At 32.4% G+C, this 13,653-nt stretch carries 15 protein-coding genes; 6 read left to right on the top strand and 9 right to left on the bottom strand.

Annotated features, from left to right (window positions below):
* Nucleotides 1–10: 10 nt before the first annotated feature.
* From bamA to AC3VI6_RS03370, 5 genes are all read right to left on the bottom strand, one after another.
* Complete coding sequence (gene bamA / locus AC3VI6_RS03390; RefSeq protein WP_497705167.1) at nt 11–2,554, bottom strand: outer membrane protein assembly factor BamA; 2,544 nt, start codon at nt 2,552–2,554, stop codon at nt 11–13.
* The gene (gene uppS / locus AC3VI6_RS03385) at nt 2,547–3,299 is read right to left on the bottom strand and encodes an undecaprenyl pyrophosphate synthase (RefSeq protein ID WP_274633267.1); all 753 of its coding nucleotides are present in this window, start codon (nt 3,297–3,299) and stop codon (nt 2,547–2,549) included. Before uppS ends, bamA begins: the two co-directional genes overlap by 8 nt.
* Before the next feature lie 2 nt (nt 3,300–3,301).
* Entirely contained in the window at nt 3,302–3,982 is a 681-nt protein-coding gene (porG, locus tag AC3VI6_RS03380) for a type IX secretion system protein PorG (protein WP_299001400.1), read from the bottom strand.
* Between the two features lie 104 nt (nt 3,983–4,086).
* Nucleotides 4,087–4,983 carry an NAD kinase gene (locus tag AC3VI6_RS03375; RefSeq protein WP_497705166.1) on the bottom strand — a complete coding sequence of 299 codons (897 nt, stop codon included), beginning with the start codon at nt 4,981–4,983 and terminating at the stop codon, nt 4,087–4,089.
* Nucleotides 4,984–5,006: 23 nt separating this feature from the next.
* The gene (locus AC3VI6_RS03370; protein ID WP_497705165.1) at nt 5,007–5,666 is read right to left on the bottom strand and encodes a CBS domain-containing protein; all 660 of its coding nucleotides are present in this window, start codon (nt 5,664–5,666) and stop codon (nt 5,007–5,009) included.
* 59 nt (nt 5,667–5,725) lie between these two features.
* On the opposite strand from AC3VI6_RS03370, the gene AC3VI6_RS03365 reads away from it, so the two are divergent.
* On the top strand, nt 5,726–6,439 hold the full coding sequence (locus AC3VI6_RS03365; RefSeq protein WP_274633264.1) for a pyridoxine 5'-phosphate synthase: 714 nt from the start codon (nt 5,726–5,728) through the stop codon (nt 6,437–6,439).
* Between the two features lie 2 nt (nt 6,440–6,441).
* Entirely contained in the window at nt 6,442–7,212 is a 771-nt protein-coding gene (locus AC3VI6_RS03360; protein ID WP_497705164.1) for an alpha/beta fold hydrolase, read from the top strand.
* On the opposite strand, the gene AC3VI6_RS03355 is transcribed toward AC3VI6_RS03360, so the two are convergent.
* The 4 genes from AC3VI6_RS03355 to AC3VI6_RS03340 all read right to left on the bottom strand — a co-directional run bounded on the left by AC3VI6_RS03355 (nt 7,213) and on the right by AC3VI6_RS03340 (nt 9,505).
* On the bottom strand, nt 7,213–7,629 hold the full coding sequence (locus AC3VI6_RS03355; protein ID WP_274633378.1) for a TlpA family protein disulfide reductase: 417 nt from the start codon (nt 7,627–7,629) through the stop codon (nt 7,213–7,215).
* A 53-nt stretch (nt 7,630–7,682) separates the two neighbouring features.
* Nucleotides 7,683–8,177, bottom strand: coding sequence for a DUF2867 domain-containing protein (locus AC3VI6_RS03350; protein ID WP_497705163.1), 495 nt, complete (start codon nt 8,175–8,177; stop codon nt 7,683–7,685).
* 120 nt (nt 8,178–8,297) lie between these two features.
* Nucleotides 8,298–8,876: an NAD(P)H-dependent oxidoreductase gene (locus AC3VI6_RS03345; protein WP_497705162.1), complete on the bottom strand. Its 579-nt coding sequence runs from the start codon at nt 8,874–8,876 to the stop codon at nt 8,298–8,300.
* 62 nt (nt 8,877–8,938) lie between these two features.
* On the bottom strand, nt 8,939–9,505 hold the full coding sequence (locus tag AC3VI6_RS03340) for a Crp/Fnr family transcriptional regulator (protein WP_497705161.1): 567 nt from the start codon (nt 9,503–9,505) through the stop codon (nt 8,939–8,941).
* A gap of 197 nt (nt 9,506–9,702) precedes the next feature.
* Between AC3VI6_RS03340 and AC3VI6_RS03335 the strand changes: the two genes are divergently transcribed.
* The 4 genes from AC3VI6_RS03335 to clpX all read left to right on the top strand — a co-directional run bounded on the left by AC3VI6_RS03335 (nt 9,703) and on the right by clpX (nt 13,617).
* Entirely contained in the window at nt 9,703–10,050 is a 348-nt protein-coding gene (locus AC3VI6_RS03335; protein ID WP_497667073.1) for a phage holin family protein, read from the top strand.
* Between the two features lie 131 nt (nt 10,051–10,181).
* Nucleotides 10,182–11,504, top strand: a complete 1,323-nt coding sequence (gene tig / locus AC3VI6_RS03330; protein ID WP_274633258.1) for a trigger factor — start codon at nt 10,182–10,184, stop codon at nt 11,502–11,504.
* Nucleotides 11,505–11,630: 126 nt separating this feature from the next.
* Nucleotides 11,631–12,290 (top strand): ATP-dependent Clp endopeptidase proteolytic subunit ClpP, encoded by a 660-nt coding sequence (gene clpP, locus AC3VI6_RS03325; RefSeq protein WP_435255542.1) that lies wholly within the window; start codon nt 11,631–11,633, stop codon nt 12,288–12,290.
* 88 nt (nt 12,291–12,378) lie between these two features.
* Nucleotides 12,379–13,617 carry an ATP-dependent Clp protease ATP-binding subunit ClpX gene (gene clpX / locus AC3VI6_RS03320; protein WP_497705160.1) on the top strand — a complete coding sequence of 413 codons (1,239 nt, stop codon included), beginning with the start codon at nt 12,379–12,381 and terminating at the stop codon, nt 13,615–13,617.
* Nucleotides 13,618–13,653 lie beyond the last annotated feature (36 nt).

The following is a 13,653-nucleotide window of genomic DNA, read 5'->3' as shown; positions in this document are numbered from 1 at the left end:
ATGTATGGTTTTAGAACTGTCTTCCAATTATAAAATGCGTTTGCCAACCTGATTTTTCGCTTAAACCTGGTAACGGATCGAACCCATGTGCGAAATCGATACCTAATAAACCAAATGCAGGCATAAATATACGTACACCAACTCCTGCTGAACGTTTTAACTTAAACGGATTAAAAGTGCTAAAATTGTCATAAGAGTTACCTGCTTCTAAAAATCCTAAAGTATAAATAGATGCTGAAGGTTTATCTGTAATAGAATAACGTAACTCTAATTGAAATTTGTTATAAATAGATCCACCATCTAAAGAAGAAATACGATTGTTTTCGTATCCTCTTAATCCGATAGTTTCACGACCGTCTAATTGACCTTGCGCAATACCATCTCCACCGACAAAATATCTTTCAACAGGAGTTAAACCAACTTCACTATTGTATTTTCCAAGGTACCCCATTTCAAAATTAGACATTAAAACTAATTTATTTGCTAATGCAGTGTACCATTTTCCTTTAGCGGAAATTTTATAGTACTCTAACCACTTGTATTTATCAGCTAGGTACGCTTGTCTTTGTTCAAGTGTAGGGTTTTCAGGTTCTGAATAATCTTTTCCGTTAACTAAAGAGTAAGGGAAAGTAGCTTTAGCACGTAAAGTGAACTCTGAACCATAGGTAGGGAAAATTAAACTAGGACCTGCAGAGTTACGGCTTAATGCAACGCTATAAGCTAAGTTGTTTAAGTCTCCTTCACTAAGAATATCATTAGAAGAACCTACACGATAACCGTAGTTATTAAGCTCTATTCTTTGGTAACTAATGTTTTGAGAAAGGGTAAAATAGTCATCAGGCCACTTTAAACGTTTTCCTAAACCAATAGAAGCTCCAATAATACTTAAACTTTCATCTTTATTTACATCATACGTAGTGTAATCGAAACGATATTGGTTGGATAAGTATACAGAGAATGATAACGATTGAGGTGTTTTACCTCCTAACCAAGGCTCTGTAAAAGAAAAACTATACGTGTTATAAGTTCTACTAGCTTGTAAACGTAGTGATAAACTTTGACCGTCTCCCATAGGTAATGGTTTGTAAGCTTCTTTGTTGAAAATATTTCTCATAGAGAAATTGTTAAAAGAAAGTCCTAAAGTACCAATGAAAGATCCTCCACCATAACCACCTTGAAGTTCAATTTGACTTCCTCCTTTTTCAACTACAGAGAATTCGATATCAGCTGTTTTGTTTTGATAGTCAGGTTTTACATCAGGAGTTACATTGGTGTCAAAAAATCCTAATTGTCCTATTTCACGGATAGAACGAATAATGTTTTCACGACTAAACAAATCACCTGGTTTTACACGTAATTCTCTAAAGATTACATGATCGTTTGTTTTTTCGTTACCAGCAACGCTTACTCTTTTAATGGTAGCTTGGTCATCTTCTCTAATACGAACTTCAACTGTAATTGAGTCGTTCTCAACTTTAGTTTCAATAGCATTTATTTGAGAAAATAAATATCCGTTGTTGTGGTATAAGGTTTGAATATCTTGAGAATTAGGAGTTCCATCACCAGAAATACGTTCTTTTAATACTTTCCCGTTGTAAATATCTCCTTTTTCAATTCGTAGGAAACTATTTAATTGCTCATCGGTATATTCTTTATTTCCTATGAAAAGGATTTCATTAAAGCGGTATTGACGTCCTTCTTCTAAGTCGATTTCAAGATTAATTGTGTTGTCATCATTCCACACAACTTTATCAGATAAAATACGAGCATCACGATATCCGTTTTCGCTATATTTTTCAAGAATACTTTCTAAGTCTGTTTTATAATCGTCTAATATATATTTAGAAGCTTTCCAAAAACGACCAAAAACTTTACGTTTCGTGTTTTTCATAGCGCCTCTTAAAGTAGCATTAGATAAAGCTTGGTTACCATTAAAATTGATTTCTTTAATTTTTACACGATTACCTCTATCAATAAAAATAGCCATACTAACGGTGTTAACATCGGTAGTGTCTTTTTTCGTGTCTAAAGATACTTTTGTTTTTAAGAAACCTTTATCGGTATATTTTTTTTGAATGTAATTACGAGTGGTTACAATAAGGTTGTCGGTAACCATTGTACCTTTTTTTAATTCTGTTTCTTTTTTTATCTCTTTAACTTGTGCTTTTTTTACACCAGTAATGGTAACATCGGTTAATTGAGGTAGTTCAGTTACATCGAATTGAAGGTAAACAGTTTCTCCATCACGTTTAGATAAGTATACATCTACTTCACTAAATTGCTTGCTTTCGTATAGCTTTTTAATGGCACTAGTAAGTTTATCTCCAGGTAGTTTAACAGGTTGTCCTTCAGTTAAACCAGTATAAATTCTTACGGTTTGTTCGCTAAATTTTTGTAAACCAGTTACAGTTATGCCTCCTAAAATATACTCTTTTCCTTTTTCGTAGGATATAATATTTGTAGCGGTGCTATCTTTAGGTGTTAGGTCTTGTGCTTGTGTACTCACCGTTAAAAAGGTGATAAAAAATACTAGTAAATACGAATATTTATTCATTGGTTTCAATCTGTTCACTGGTTTTTCCAAATCTTCTTTCTCTGTTTTGATAATCAAGTATAGCGTCGTAAAGGTGCTCTTTTCTATAATCAGGCCATAGCACATCAGTAAAATGTAATTCGGCATATGCTATTTGCCAAAGTAAATAATTACTGATTCTTTGTTCCCCACTTGTACGTATCATTAAATCAACATCGGGCAAATTAAACGTATATAAATGATTATTTATAATTTTATCGTTAATTTTTTCAATTTCTATTTCGTTATTAACAACTTTTTTGGTTATGTTTTTGATTGCGTTAACAATTTCTTCCCTCGATCCGTAGCTTAAAGCAAAGGTTAACGTAATTTTAGTGTTGTTTTTTGTAGCATCGATAACATTAGCTAATACTTTTTGAGCATTTTTAGGTAAGCTAGTTAAATTACCAATAGCATTTATTTTCACGTTTTTACGTTGAAATTCAGGAAGTTCTTTTTTTAAGGTAGTAACTAACAAGCTCATTAAAGCATCGACTTCTAATTTTGGACGATTCCAATTTTCAGTAGAAAATGCGTAAAGAGTTAAGTATTTCACTCCTAGTTCTGAAGCTGTATCAGCAGTTTCTCTAATGGCTGTTAATGCGTTTCGATGACCAAAAACACGTTGCATTCCTTTACTTTTTGCCCATCTACCATTACCATCCATAATAATAGCAATGTGGTTTGGTATGTTTTGTAAATCAATGCGCTGTAATTTTTCTTTCATAGTTATTCCGCTATTCCACCGAAACAAGGTGGTCTTCCGAAGGTGTAAACAATAGAAACTCCTGAAAAAGTATACCAGTCATTTCCATTACCTCCAAAATCTAATGAGTTTATTTTATCTGTTGTGTAATCTAAATCATCTTCAAATGTAAAACGCACACCAGCTTCAAAAGCAATAGCAAAGTTATCTGCTAATCTTCCTTTTAAACCAATACCTACTGGTAAAGTATATGAGAATTTATTTTTTAATGAAATAGTGTTGTTTGAGGTTTGAGAACCTGGACTTTTATAGTTAAAAGCAGCGATCTCAGCTAAAATATAAGGGGTAAAAGTGGTTCTGTAATCACTAATGTTGTAGTCAAAAAAGTTAAATTCTACGCCAGCAGCAAATTCATGTACGTTATTAGAAAAGCTGAAGCCTCTGTTTTGACGATAAGGATTGCTAGCATCGGCATCATCTCCAGAAATTGGAATGTAAGTGTAGGTACCCCTTAGTGCAATTCGAGGGTTTAAATTGTACTTATAAATAAGACCACCAGCGAATTTATTCGGGTGTATGTAGTTTGTGCTTCCTATATCCCCCACATAATTAGAACCACCGGCAAAAATACCGATTTCATGAATTTGTGATTGTAAAGGTGCAACTAAACAAACAAATAATATTGATAAAATAAGTCCTCTCATTGTAAAATAGCGTGCAAATATAGGGAATTGAATTTGCTTTAAAAAGTTAATAATCCGTCTTTTTGATTAACTTTTTTTTTGTGAATTTATTGTAATTGTATAAGTTATAAGCCTTCATTTCTTGTGTCTTCCCCCCATAAAAGTTTACCTCGTAAGGTTTTTAAATGGGATTGATTTTTAGGTAAAATGCTTTTTATAGTGAAAGGGGCTTTTTTAATTTTGATCTTAGTTTCTTGTGAAACCGTTGCAATTCGGGAGTCTAACGAGACTAAAAAATCTTTTTCACGGGCGCTAACTTCAAGGTGTATTTCTGTGTCATCAGGAATAACCATCGGACGAGCATTCAAGTTATGTGGGGCAATAGGAGTAATAACAAAACTTTTTGAGTTTGGTAAAATTACGGGGCCATCGCAACTTAATGAATATCCTGTTGAGCCAGTTGGGGTTGCTATAATTAAACCATCTGCCCAATAATTGGTTAAATATTCTTGGTTTAAGAATGTTTTAATTCCTATCATCGAAGTAGTGTTTCTTCTTGCTATCGTTACTTCGTTTAATGCAAAGTTGAGCTCAGAAAAATCTTCAGTATTTGGAGAGGTTTCTATTTGTAATAATGAACGTTCTTGAAGTGTGTATTCTTTTTTAAGTACTAAATCAATAGCTTCTTCAATTTGATCTTTTTGAATGGTTGCCAGGAAACCCAGGCGCCCAGTGTTAATTCCCATGATAGGGATATTCAAATCACGTATGTAGGTAACGGCTCTCAAAATAGTACCATCTCCTCCAATAGTGAACATCACATCAAACGTGTTTGATAAATCATTAAAATGTGAGTAAGTAGGGTATTTTTTGTATAGTGAGTCGTTTTCAACAAATAAATCGTAAAACTGTTGCTCAAAAAAGGCAACGATATTGTGTTTTTCTAAAACATCTAAAAGAATTTTAACTTCTTTTTCTGCTAGTGTAGTATAAGCTTGTCCGTAAATAGCTACTTTTTTCACTTGTAAAAATATTTATTTAGAAATTACATGTCTAGGTATTTCCTTAAATAGGCAGCTCTATCTTTAAGCTCTTCTAGATAAAAGTCGTCTTCGTGTTGTGTGATAACGTTATAGTCGTATCGGCGAAATGTTTGAAAAATTTCATTTATTTCTTCAGAAACAATTCTAAGGGTGACTTCTATGTTGTCTATATTTTCAGAAGAAATATAAGCTCCTAAAAGTTTTCCGTTGTTAGTTTCTACAATTTGAGTTATTTGACTCATAGAGTAGTCGCTCTTAGGTTTGTCTATTATTAGAGTTTGACTTTCGTTATGTATGAAAGGGCTGTTGGCAAAAGCATCTAAAATATCACTTAGTTCATAATAACCAACATAATTCAAGTTTTTGTCTAAAACAGGGATTAAATTAGAGTCGTTATCCGCAAACAATGCGATTAAATCAAGTAAAGTCGCTTTTTCATTTGTGTAAAAGTGATCAAACATGTAAGTGTACTCATTTAGCGTACGGTTTTTATTTTCAATAGTTTGAATATCACTTTCAGGTAAGCAACCAATTAACTTACCATCTTCAACTACTGGAATATGCGTTATAGGTAAGTCTTTACACACTTGTTGAGCACTTTTTACAGAGCTGTTTAATGTGAGTGCTTTAATTTCTTTTAGTATAAAATCATTGATTTTCATTACTACGAATATAGTTTAAAATGTTGGAATGCGTTACCTTTGTGGTCTAATTTTACAACATGACAAAATTAAGTGTTAATATTAATAAAATAGCTACACTTCGTAATTCTAGAGGAGGAAATGTACCAGATTTATTGAAAGTAGCAACCGATATTCAGGAGTTCGGAGCTGAAGGAATTACCATACATCCAAGACCTGATGAGCGTCATATTCGTTATCAAGATGCCTACGATTTAAAACCGTTGGTTACTACGGAATATAATATCGAAGGAAATCCTATTGATAAGTTTACGCAAATGGTGTTAGAAATTAAACCTACGCAAGTAACTTTAGTTCCTGACAGTGTAGATCAACTTACATCAAATGCAGGATGGGACACGATAGCACATCAATCTTATTTACAAGAAGTAATTGCTGAGTTTAAAAATGCTGGAATCCGTACGTCTATTTTTATTGATACAGATTTAAAATTGATTGAAGCTGCAGCGAAAACAGGAACCGACAGAATTGAGTTATATACAGAAGAGTTTGCTGTTCAATATGAAAAAGGGAACACCAACGGAGTGAAACCATATACAGAAGCAGCAATTTTAGCACATGAATTAGGTTTAGGTGTAAACGCAGGCCATGATTTAAGTTTAGATAATATCCAGTTCTTTAAGCAAAATATTCCTCATTTAGCAGAAGTATCAATCGGACATGCTTTAATTTCTGAAAGTTTGTATTTAGGTTTACAAAACGTTGTAAACATGTATTTACATCGTTTGCAATAACTATGGAGGTATTATATTCTAAAATAATAGGAAAAGGAAAACCGTTGCTGATTTTACACGGATACTTTGGTATGGGAGATAACTGGAAATCGCATGCTAATAAGTTTGCCGAAGACGGTTATGAAGTACATTTGATAGATCAACGAAATCACGGGCGTAGTTTTCAAACCGAAGCTTTTGATTATGAGTTAATGGTAGGTGATTTGTACAATTACATTCAGCATCACACTTTAGAAAAAGTAGATTTGTTAGGGCATTCTATGGGAGGAAAAACAGTAATGTTATTTGCTACAGAATATCCTGAGTTGGTAAATAAATTAATTGTTGCCGATATTTCTCCAAGAATGTATCCGCCACATCACCACGATATTTTAGCTGCATTAAACTCGATAGATTTTAACGTACAAAATTCTCGAACGTTAGTTGATGAAAAATTAGCTGAGTTAATTCCAGAAAAAGGAATCCGTCAATTTTTAGCAAAAAATGTATACCGAAAAACAAAAGATGAATTGGCTTTTCGTTTCAACTTAAAATCATTGACAGAAAATAATAGTGAAGTAGGAGTAGCGTTACCTTCTTTTACTGTTTTTGAAGGAGAAACGTTGTTTTTACGAGGAGCAAATTCAGGGTATATTTCAAAAGAAGATAAGCCGTTAATTCAGGCACATTTTCCAAATTCAGAAATTAAAACAATAGCCAACGCTGGGCACTGGCTACATGCTGAAAATCCAGCAGATTTTTATAGAGAAGCTATTCATTTTCTGGCTAAATAATTACTGTTCAGTTAGGTTTTCTAAAGCGTAGTACAATCTGTTTTGGGCATTGTCTTGCGACCCAAAAATAGATCGATATACTTCACCTTTTGCGGTTAGTAATATCCATTGTGGCGTTCCTTCCGAGTTAAAGAAATCGTACATTTTGTGATTTTTATCAATGTAAATTGGGAATGGAAGTTCGTTGATGGTGAAAATGCTTAGAATATCTTCTCTAGAAACATCGTTGCTTGTAAAATTACTATGGATGCCTATAACTTCAATATCTTTGTAGTCTTGCTTAAACTGATAAGCAAGTGGTATAGCTCTACCCGTACATCCTAAACAAGCATTGTTGTAAAACAACAATAATAGAATTTTGTTAGCATACTTTTCAAGTAAGTTAACTTCGTTTTGATTAAAATCGGTTACTTTTATTGAGGTTACAGGTTTAATAGGGTTATTTTTTAATAGCTCAAAAGTACAAAAAGTTAATTATTTAAGTTGTAAGCATTTTTAACCATTCTCTTAACAACTAACCTATGAAAAGGTTTTATAAGCTTCATGTATGCTTCACCTTTTTTATTATTGTATTCAACTAACGTAATAACTTTGATGTTATAAAAAGGATCGTGATTGTTGTGTACGATTGCTCTAAAATTTAAATGAGTGTCATTAGCACCTAATACAACTTCATTGCTAGATATAGAAAAAATTTTAAAGAAACTTACATATCCGCCAACATCAAACCGCTCGTTATAATCATCAGGGTAGTTGTTTTTTAAATTAAAAAAAGCAGCAATTTTATTACGTAATTTAAATAAAAAGTCTACCCAAACTGGAGGTTTATTAAAAATTAAATTTACAATTTCTTCTATTGTGTTTGTATGATTGGTGGTAGAGAATGTGTCATGAAAATTTATTGTAGGAAGTAGTTTTTTAATGTCTTTATTCAAAAGAGTTTTATCTTCTTTAACTTTTTTCATATTTCTAATCTTATAAAGATATGTATGTAAATATATAAATAGTAATTGTAGGATTTTAGCATATAGCTATTTAAATTTTAACATAAACTAGTATTTTTTTAACCCAAAAAAAAAGTTAAGTTACTGTTGGTTTTTACCTAAGGTATATACTTTCTCTAACCACTTATTTCGTTGTTCAGGGCTTGAATTTTTAATTGTTGATAAGAAAGTAGTTTTAACAGGTTTAATGCCACAGAACTCTAGTGTTCCTTTTTTAAATTGTCTAATGGCAGGTCTTTTCATAAACAGATAATCATACCAACTTGGAGTGTCAGAAGTTATGATAAGTCGAGCAGTTTTACCTTTTAAAAGCTTTTCAGGAAAAGGTTTTCCTTCAATAGGTTGGAATGTAATTCCGGGTAAAAAAGTCCTGTCAATAAAACCTTTCATCATGGCAGGGTAACCAGCCCACCAAACAGGAAAGAACCATACGATATGATTTGCTTTTTTAATTTTAGTTAAAGCTTCTTGTAAATCAGGTTCAAGTTCAGTTCTTTTTCGGTAACCGAATTTAAGATTCGGATTGAAGTTTAAGTCAGTGATAGTTATTTCTTCAATAACAGCTTCGGTTTCTAAAGCCCCTCTTTTGTAGGAAGCTGCTAGTGCATGGTTAAAACTTTCTTTATCTGGGTGTCCGTTTATTAATAAAATATGCTTCATACTATAGTTAAGATTATGAAGCAAAGTACGGTTGGTTTTACAAGCTTAAAAAGGACAATTGTCTAATAAAAAACTGATTTTCTAATTCTGCTTAAATGTCGTTGTGTTATGCCTAAATATGAAGCTAGGTACTGTAACGGGATAGTTTTTAAGTAGTTTGGATGCGTTTTTAACAGTTTTTTGTAACGGTTTTCAGCGCTTTCATTTTGCAAAACAAATATTCTGTTTTCAAGATTTATATATTCTTGTTCTGCAAATATTTTAAAAAGACGTAACCAATTGGAGCTTGAGTTTTCTAGCGCTACAAATTGTTCTTTGGTAATGCTATATAGCTCAGCATCGGTTAATGCTTGAATATTTTCGTTAGTTTTTGTTTGAGAAATAAACGATGAATACGCAGTAACAAAAGAGTTTTCTGATAGTAAACAATACGTAGCTTCTTTTTCGTCTGAGGAATGATAAAAAGACCTGAAAATACCCGAGGCAATAAAAGCTACTTCTTTGCAAGTGCTTCCTTCTTGAATAAAAAAATCACCTTTGTTAAGTTTTTTATAACTGACTAAACTTATAAAATTGTCTATTTCTTCTTCAGTAAGAATATTATATGAAGTTAGGTGTTTTCTGAGCATTTTATTGTCTTGGTTAAGAATAAAGCGAAGTTAAATTAAAATCCCAAAAACTAAAACAAAGTTTTTAAACCTGCCAAAACAGCAGGTTTCTGTTTTTGGTATGGTTGTGGTAAAGTATAATGGAGCGTTATGAGTTAATAGTTTCAGTGAAAAAGAGTAAATTTATAATTCATAACTAACTTAAATAAAAAAGAAAAATGAAAACGTTTTTAAAAGTATTATTAACAGCATTAGTGGTAATTGTATTGGCAAATATTTTACCAGGAGTAACCGTGGCTAGTTATACAACTGCAGTAATTGTGGCAGTAGTTATAGCCTTGTTAAACTTATTTGTGCGTCCATTACTAGTGTTTTTTACATTGCCAGCAACTATAGTCACGCTAGGGTTGTTCTTGTTTGTAATTAACGCAGTAATTATATTATTGGCAGATAAACTAGTGTCAGGATTTGCTGTTAGCGGATTTTTTACAGCGCTCTTGTTCAGTGTGTTGTTGTCAATTTTTAGATCGTTACTATTTTCGCTATTAAAAGAAGGAGACGAATAAGTAACCTAACACAGTAAAAACTAGAAAATAAGGGTGATAAAAAAGTAGATATTTTTATGTTTAAAAGTATTGGTTATCAATAAATAAAGTAGTAATTTTGCACCCGATTTTTTAAGAAACAGATTTTTAAGATGAATATAACAAAAGAAAACGTAGATGCATTAAATGCAGTTGTAAAAGTTGATATTGTTGCAGAAGATTATCAAGATAAAGTAACAAAAGTATTAAACGATTACCGTAAAACAGCGAACATTCCAGGTTTTAGAAAAGGTCACGTACCAATGGGAATGGTTAAGAAGCAATACGGAAAATCAGTAATGATTGATGAGGTAAACAAGCTTTTACAAGAGTCGTTAAATAAATTCTTAGTTGAAGAAAAGTTAGATATCTTAGGTAACCCATTACCAAGAGTTCAAGAAGATTTCAATTGGGATGCTGATAAATTCTCTTTTGAATTCGAATTAGGATTAGCTCCTGAGTTCGACGTAAACTTACAACCAAAAAACAAAGTAACTCAATATAACATCGTTGCTACAGACGAGTTAATCGAGAAAGAAGTTGAAAACATTCAATCTCGTTACGGAAAAATGTCTGCTAAAGACGAAGCTACAGAAGAAACTAACGTTACTGGTACTTTCGTAAACGAAGAGAAAGAAATCAACAAAAAGTCTACAATTTCTGTAAAAGATATTAAAGGAAAAACAAACTTAAAGAAGTTTGTTGGTGCTAAAGTAGGAGATGTTTTAGAGTTAAAAACTAAAAACTTATTCGAAGACGAGCACAAGTTACAAGGAGCTTTAGGCGTATCTCACGATGAGGTTCACGACTTAGACATTCCTGTAACATTTACTATTGAAGAAATTACTGAGATAGAACCAGCAGAATTAGATCAAGAATTATTTGACAAGTTATTTGCTGACGGAAGCGTAAAAACTGTAACTGATTTAAAAGATAAAATTAAAGAAGACGCAGAAAAGCAATTTCAACAACAAGCAGATCAACAATTGTTAAACGCAATTACTGAGAACTTAGTAGAGAATACTAAATTTGATTTACCAGTTGAATTCTTACAAAAGTGGTTACAAACTGCAGGAGAAAAAGAATTAACTGCTGAAGAAGCTGTAGAAGAGTACAATAAGTCTGAAAAAGGATTACGTTACCAATTAATTGAAGGAAAGATTATGAAAGATAACGATATCAAATTAGACTATGCAGAGTTAGTAGACTACGCTAAAGGATTTATTAGAGCTCAAATGGCTCAGTTTGGTAACATGAATCCAGAAGAAAAAGAGTTAGAAGATATCGCAGGGAGAATCTTACAGAATCAAGACGAAGCTCGTCGTTTACAAGAGCAATTAATTTCTCAGAAATTATTAGCTTTCTATAAAGAAAACATGAGTTTTGATACTAAAGAAGTTTCTTTTGAAGATTTCATTAAAGAAGTATACAAATAACAGTTTATAACTGATGTAATAAGAAAAACCTGAATCTACATTCAGGTTTTTTTAGCCGTTAACTGTAACAAAATACTAACGAAATAGTTCTTATATTTACATCATTATAACCTAAAAACATTTTAAATGGATTACGGAAAAGAGTTCGAAAAATACGCAACTAAGCACCACGGAATAAATAGCAACTACTACGGAAAAATAACAAGTAGCTTAACTCCATACATTATGGAAGAGCGTCAGATGAACATCACGCAAATGGATGTTTTCTCTCGTTTAATGATGGATAGAATTATCTTCTTAGGTACAGGTATTAACGATCAAGTAGCTAACATAATTCAAGCACAATTATTATTCTTAGAAAGTGTAGATGCTAATAAAGATATTTCAATTTATATCAACTCACCAGGAGGTGGAGTGTATGCTGGTTTAGGTATTTACGATACCATGCAATTTATTAAGCCAGATGTAGCAACTATTTGTACTGGTATGGCAGCTTCTATGGGAGCAGTATTAATGTGTGCAGGAGAAAAAGGAAAGCGTTCAGCATTACCACACTCTCGTATTATGATTCACCAACCGTTAGGAGGTGCTCAAGGACAAGCATCTGATATCGAAATTACAGCTCGTGAAATTTTAAAATTAAAAGATGAGTTGTATGAAATTATCGCAAAACACTCAGGTCAAACTATAGAAAAAGTAAACAAAGATTCTGATAGAGATTATTGGATGAAAGCCGATGAAGCAAAAGCTTACGGAATGGTTGACGAAATTTTAACTAGAAAATAATTTTTGCATTAAGCACTAAGCAATATGCGACACGCTAAAAATAGTATTTGCATAAAGCCTTAAAGCCTAATGCCTAAAGCATAAGATAATGTCGAAAGAAGAAAATTTACAATGTTCCTTTTGTGGTCGTAAAAAACCTGAAACCGATTTATTAATTGCAGGTTTAGATGCTCATATATGTGATAAATGTATAGAGCAGGCTCATGGAATTGTAGAGGAGGAAATAGCGGAACTTAAAACAAGTGATTTATCAAAAGACCTAACTTTAAAAAAGCCGAAAGAAATCAAAGCTTTTTTAGACGAGTATATTATTGGTCAAGATGAAACCAAAAAAGCAATGTCTGTAGCAGTATATAATCACTACAAAAGATTATTGCAAACTAGAGGAGATGAAGACGAAGTAGAAATTGAAAAATCTAACATTGTTTTAGTTGGTGAAACAGGAACAGGAAAAACCTTAGTAGCGCGTACTATTGCAAAAATGTTAAATGTACCGTTTTCTATTGTTGATGCTACTGTTTTAACCCAAGCAGGTTATGTAGGAGAAGATGTTGAGAGCATCCTTAGTCGTTTGTTACAAGCAGCTGATTATGATGTTGAAAAAGCAGAAAGAGGTATTGTATTTATTGATGAAATAGACAAGATTGCTCGTAAAGGTGATAATCCGTCTATTACACGTGATGTTTCTGGTGAAGGAGTGCAACAAGCGTTGTTAAAACTATTGGAAGGAGCTGTGGTAAACGTAGCGCCTAAAGGAGGAAGAAAGCACCCAGAACAAAAATTTATCGAAGTAAATACCAAAGATATTTTATTCATCGCTGGAGGAGCTTTTTCTGGAATTGATAGAATTATCAGTAAGCGTTTAAACATGCAAGCTGTAGGATATAGCGCTTCGGTTGAAGAGGATAAAATAGATCAAGATAACTTGTTGCAATACATTACACCATTAGATTTAAAATCTTTTGGTTTAATACCAGAAATTATTGGTCGTTTGCCGGTGTTGAGTTATATGAATCCGTTAGATGCAGAAACATTACGAGCTATTTTAACAGAACCTAAAAATTCAATAGTAAAGCAATACACTAAATTGTTTGCTATGGATGAGGTTGAGTTTACAATGACGGAAGAAGCATTACAGTTTATTGTTGATAAGGCAGTAGAGTATAAGTTAGGTGCTCGTGGTTTACGTTCTTTATGCGAAGCAATTTTAACTGATGCAATGTTCGAGATGCCAAGTTCTGATGAAAAAGAATTTAGTGTAACCAAAGAATATGCAGAAGCGAAATTAACCAAATCAGCATTGAAAAAATTAAAAGCAGCTTCATAAGCTAAAAAGATATAAATGAAAAAGCCATCAAATTCT

The sequence above is a fragment of the Tenacibaculum sp. TB-56 genome, from assembly GCF_059716275.2.
The sequence above is the reverse complement of the archived record's forward strand: the minus strand, read 5'-3'. Positions and strand labels throughout refer to the sequence as shown.

What these genes read in the sequence shown, in the direction of transcription:
- bamA (WP_497705167.1), bottom strand. Translation starts at nt 2,554, where the DNA reads ATGAATAAATATTCGTATTTACTAGTATTTTTTATCACCTTTTTAACG.
- uppS (WP_274633267.1), bottom strand. Translation starts at nt 3,299, where the DNA reads ATGAAAGAAAAATTACAGCGCATTGATTTACAAAACATACCAAACCAC.
- porG (WP_299001400.1), bottom strand. Translation starts at nt 3,982, where the DNA reads ATGAGAGGACTTATTTTATCAATATTATTTGTTTGTTTAGTTGCACCT.
- AC3VI6_RS03370 (WP_497705165.1), bottom strand. Translation starts at nt 5,666, where the DNA reads ATGAAAATCAATGATTTTATACTAAAAGAAATTAAAGCACTCACATTA.
- AC3VI6_RS03365 (WP_274633264.1), top strand. Translation starts at nt 5,726, where the DNA reads ATGACAAAATTAAGTGTTAATATTAATAAAATAGCTACACTTCGTAAT.
- AC3VI6_RS03360 (WP_497705164.1), top strand. Translation starts at nt 6,442, where the DNA reads ATGGAGGTATTATATTCTAAAATAATAGGAAAAGGAAAACCGTTGCTG.
- AC3VI6_RS03350 (WP_497705163.1), bottom strand. Translation starts at nt 8,177, where the DNA reads ATGAAAAAAGTTAAAGAAGATAAAACTCTTTTGAATAAAGACATTAAA.
- AC3VI6_RS03345 (WP_497705162.1), bottom strand. Translation starts at nt 8,876, where the DNA reads ATGAAGCATATTTTATTAATAAACGGACACCCAGATAAAGAAAGTTTT.
- AC3VI6_RS03340 (WP_497705161.1), bottom strand. Translation starts at nt 9,505, where the DNA reads ATGCTCAGAAAACACCTAACTTCATATAATATTCTTACTGAAGAAGAA.
- AC3VI6_RS03335 (WP_497667073.1), top strand. Translation starts at nt 9,703, where the DNA reads ATGAAAACGTTTTTAAAAGTATTATTAACAGCATTAGTGGTAATTGTA.
- tig (WP_274633258.1), top strand. Translation starts at nt 10,182, where the DNA reads ATGAATATAACAAAAGAAAACGTAGATGCATTAAATGCAGTTGTAAAA.
- clpP (WP_435255542.1), top strand. Translation starts at nt 11,631, where the DNA reads ATGGATTACGGAAAAGAGTTCGAAAAATACGCAACTAAGCACCACGGA.
- clpX (WP_497705160.1), top strand. Translation starts at nt 12,379, where the DNA reads ATGTCGAAAGAAGAAAATTTACAATGTTCCTTTTGTGGTCGTAAAAAA.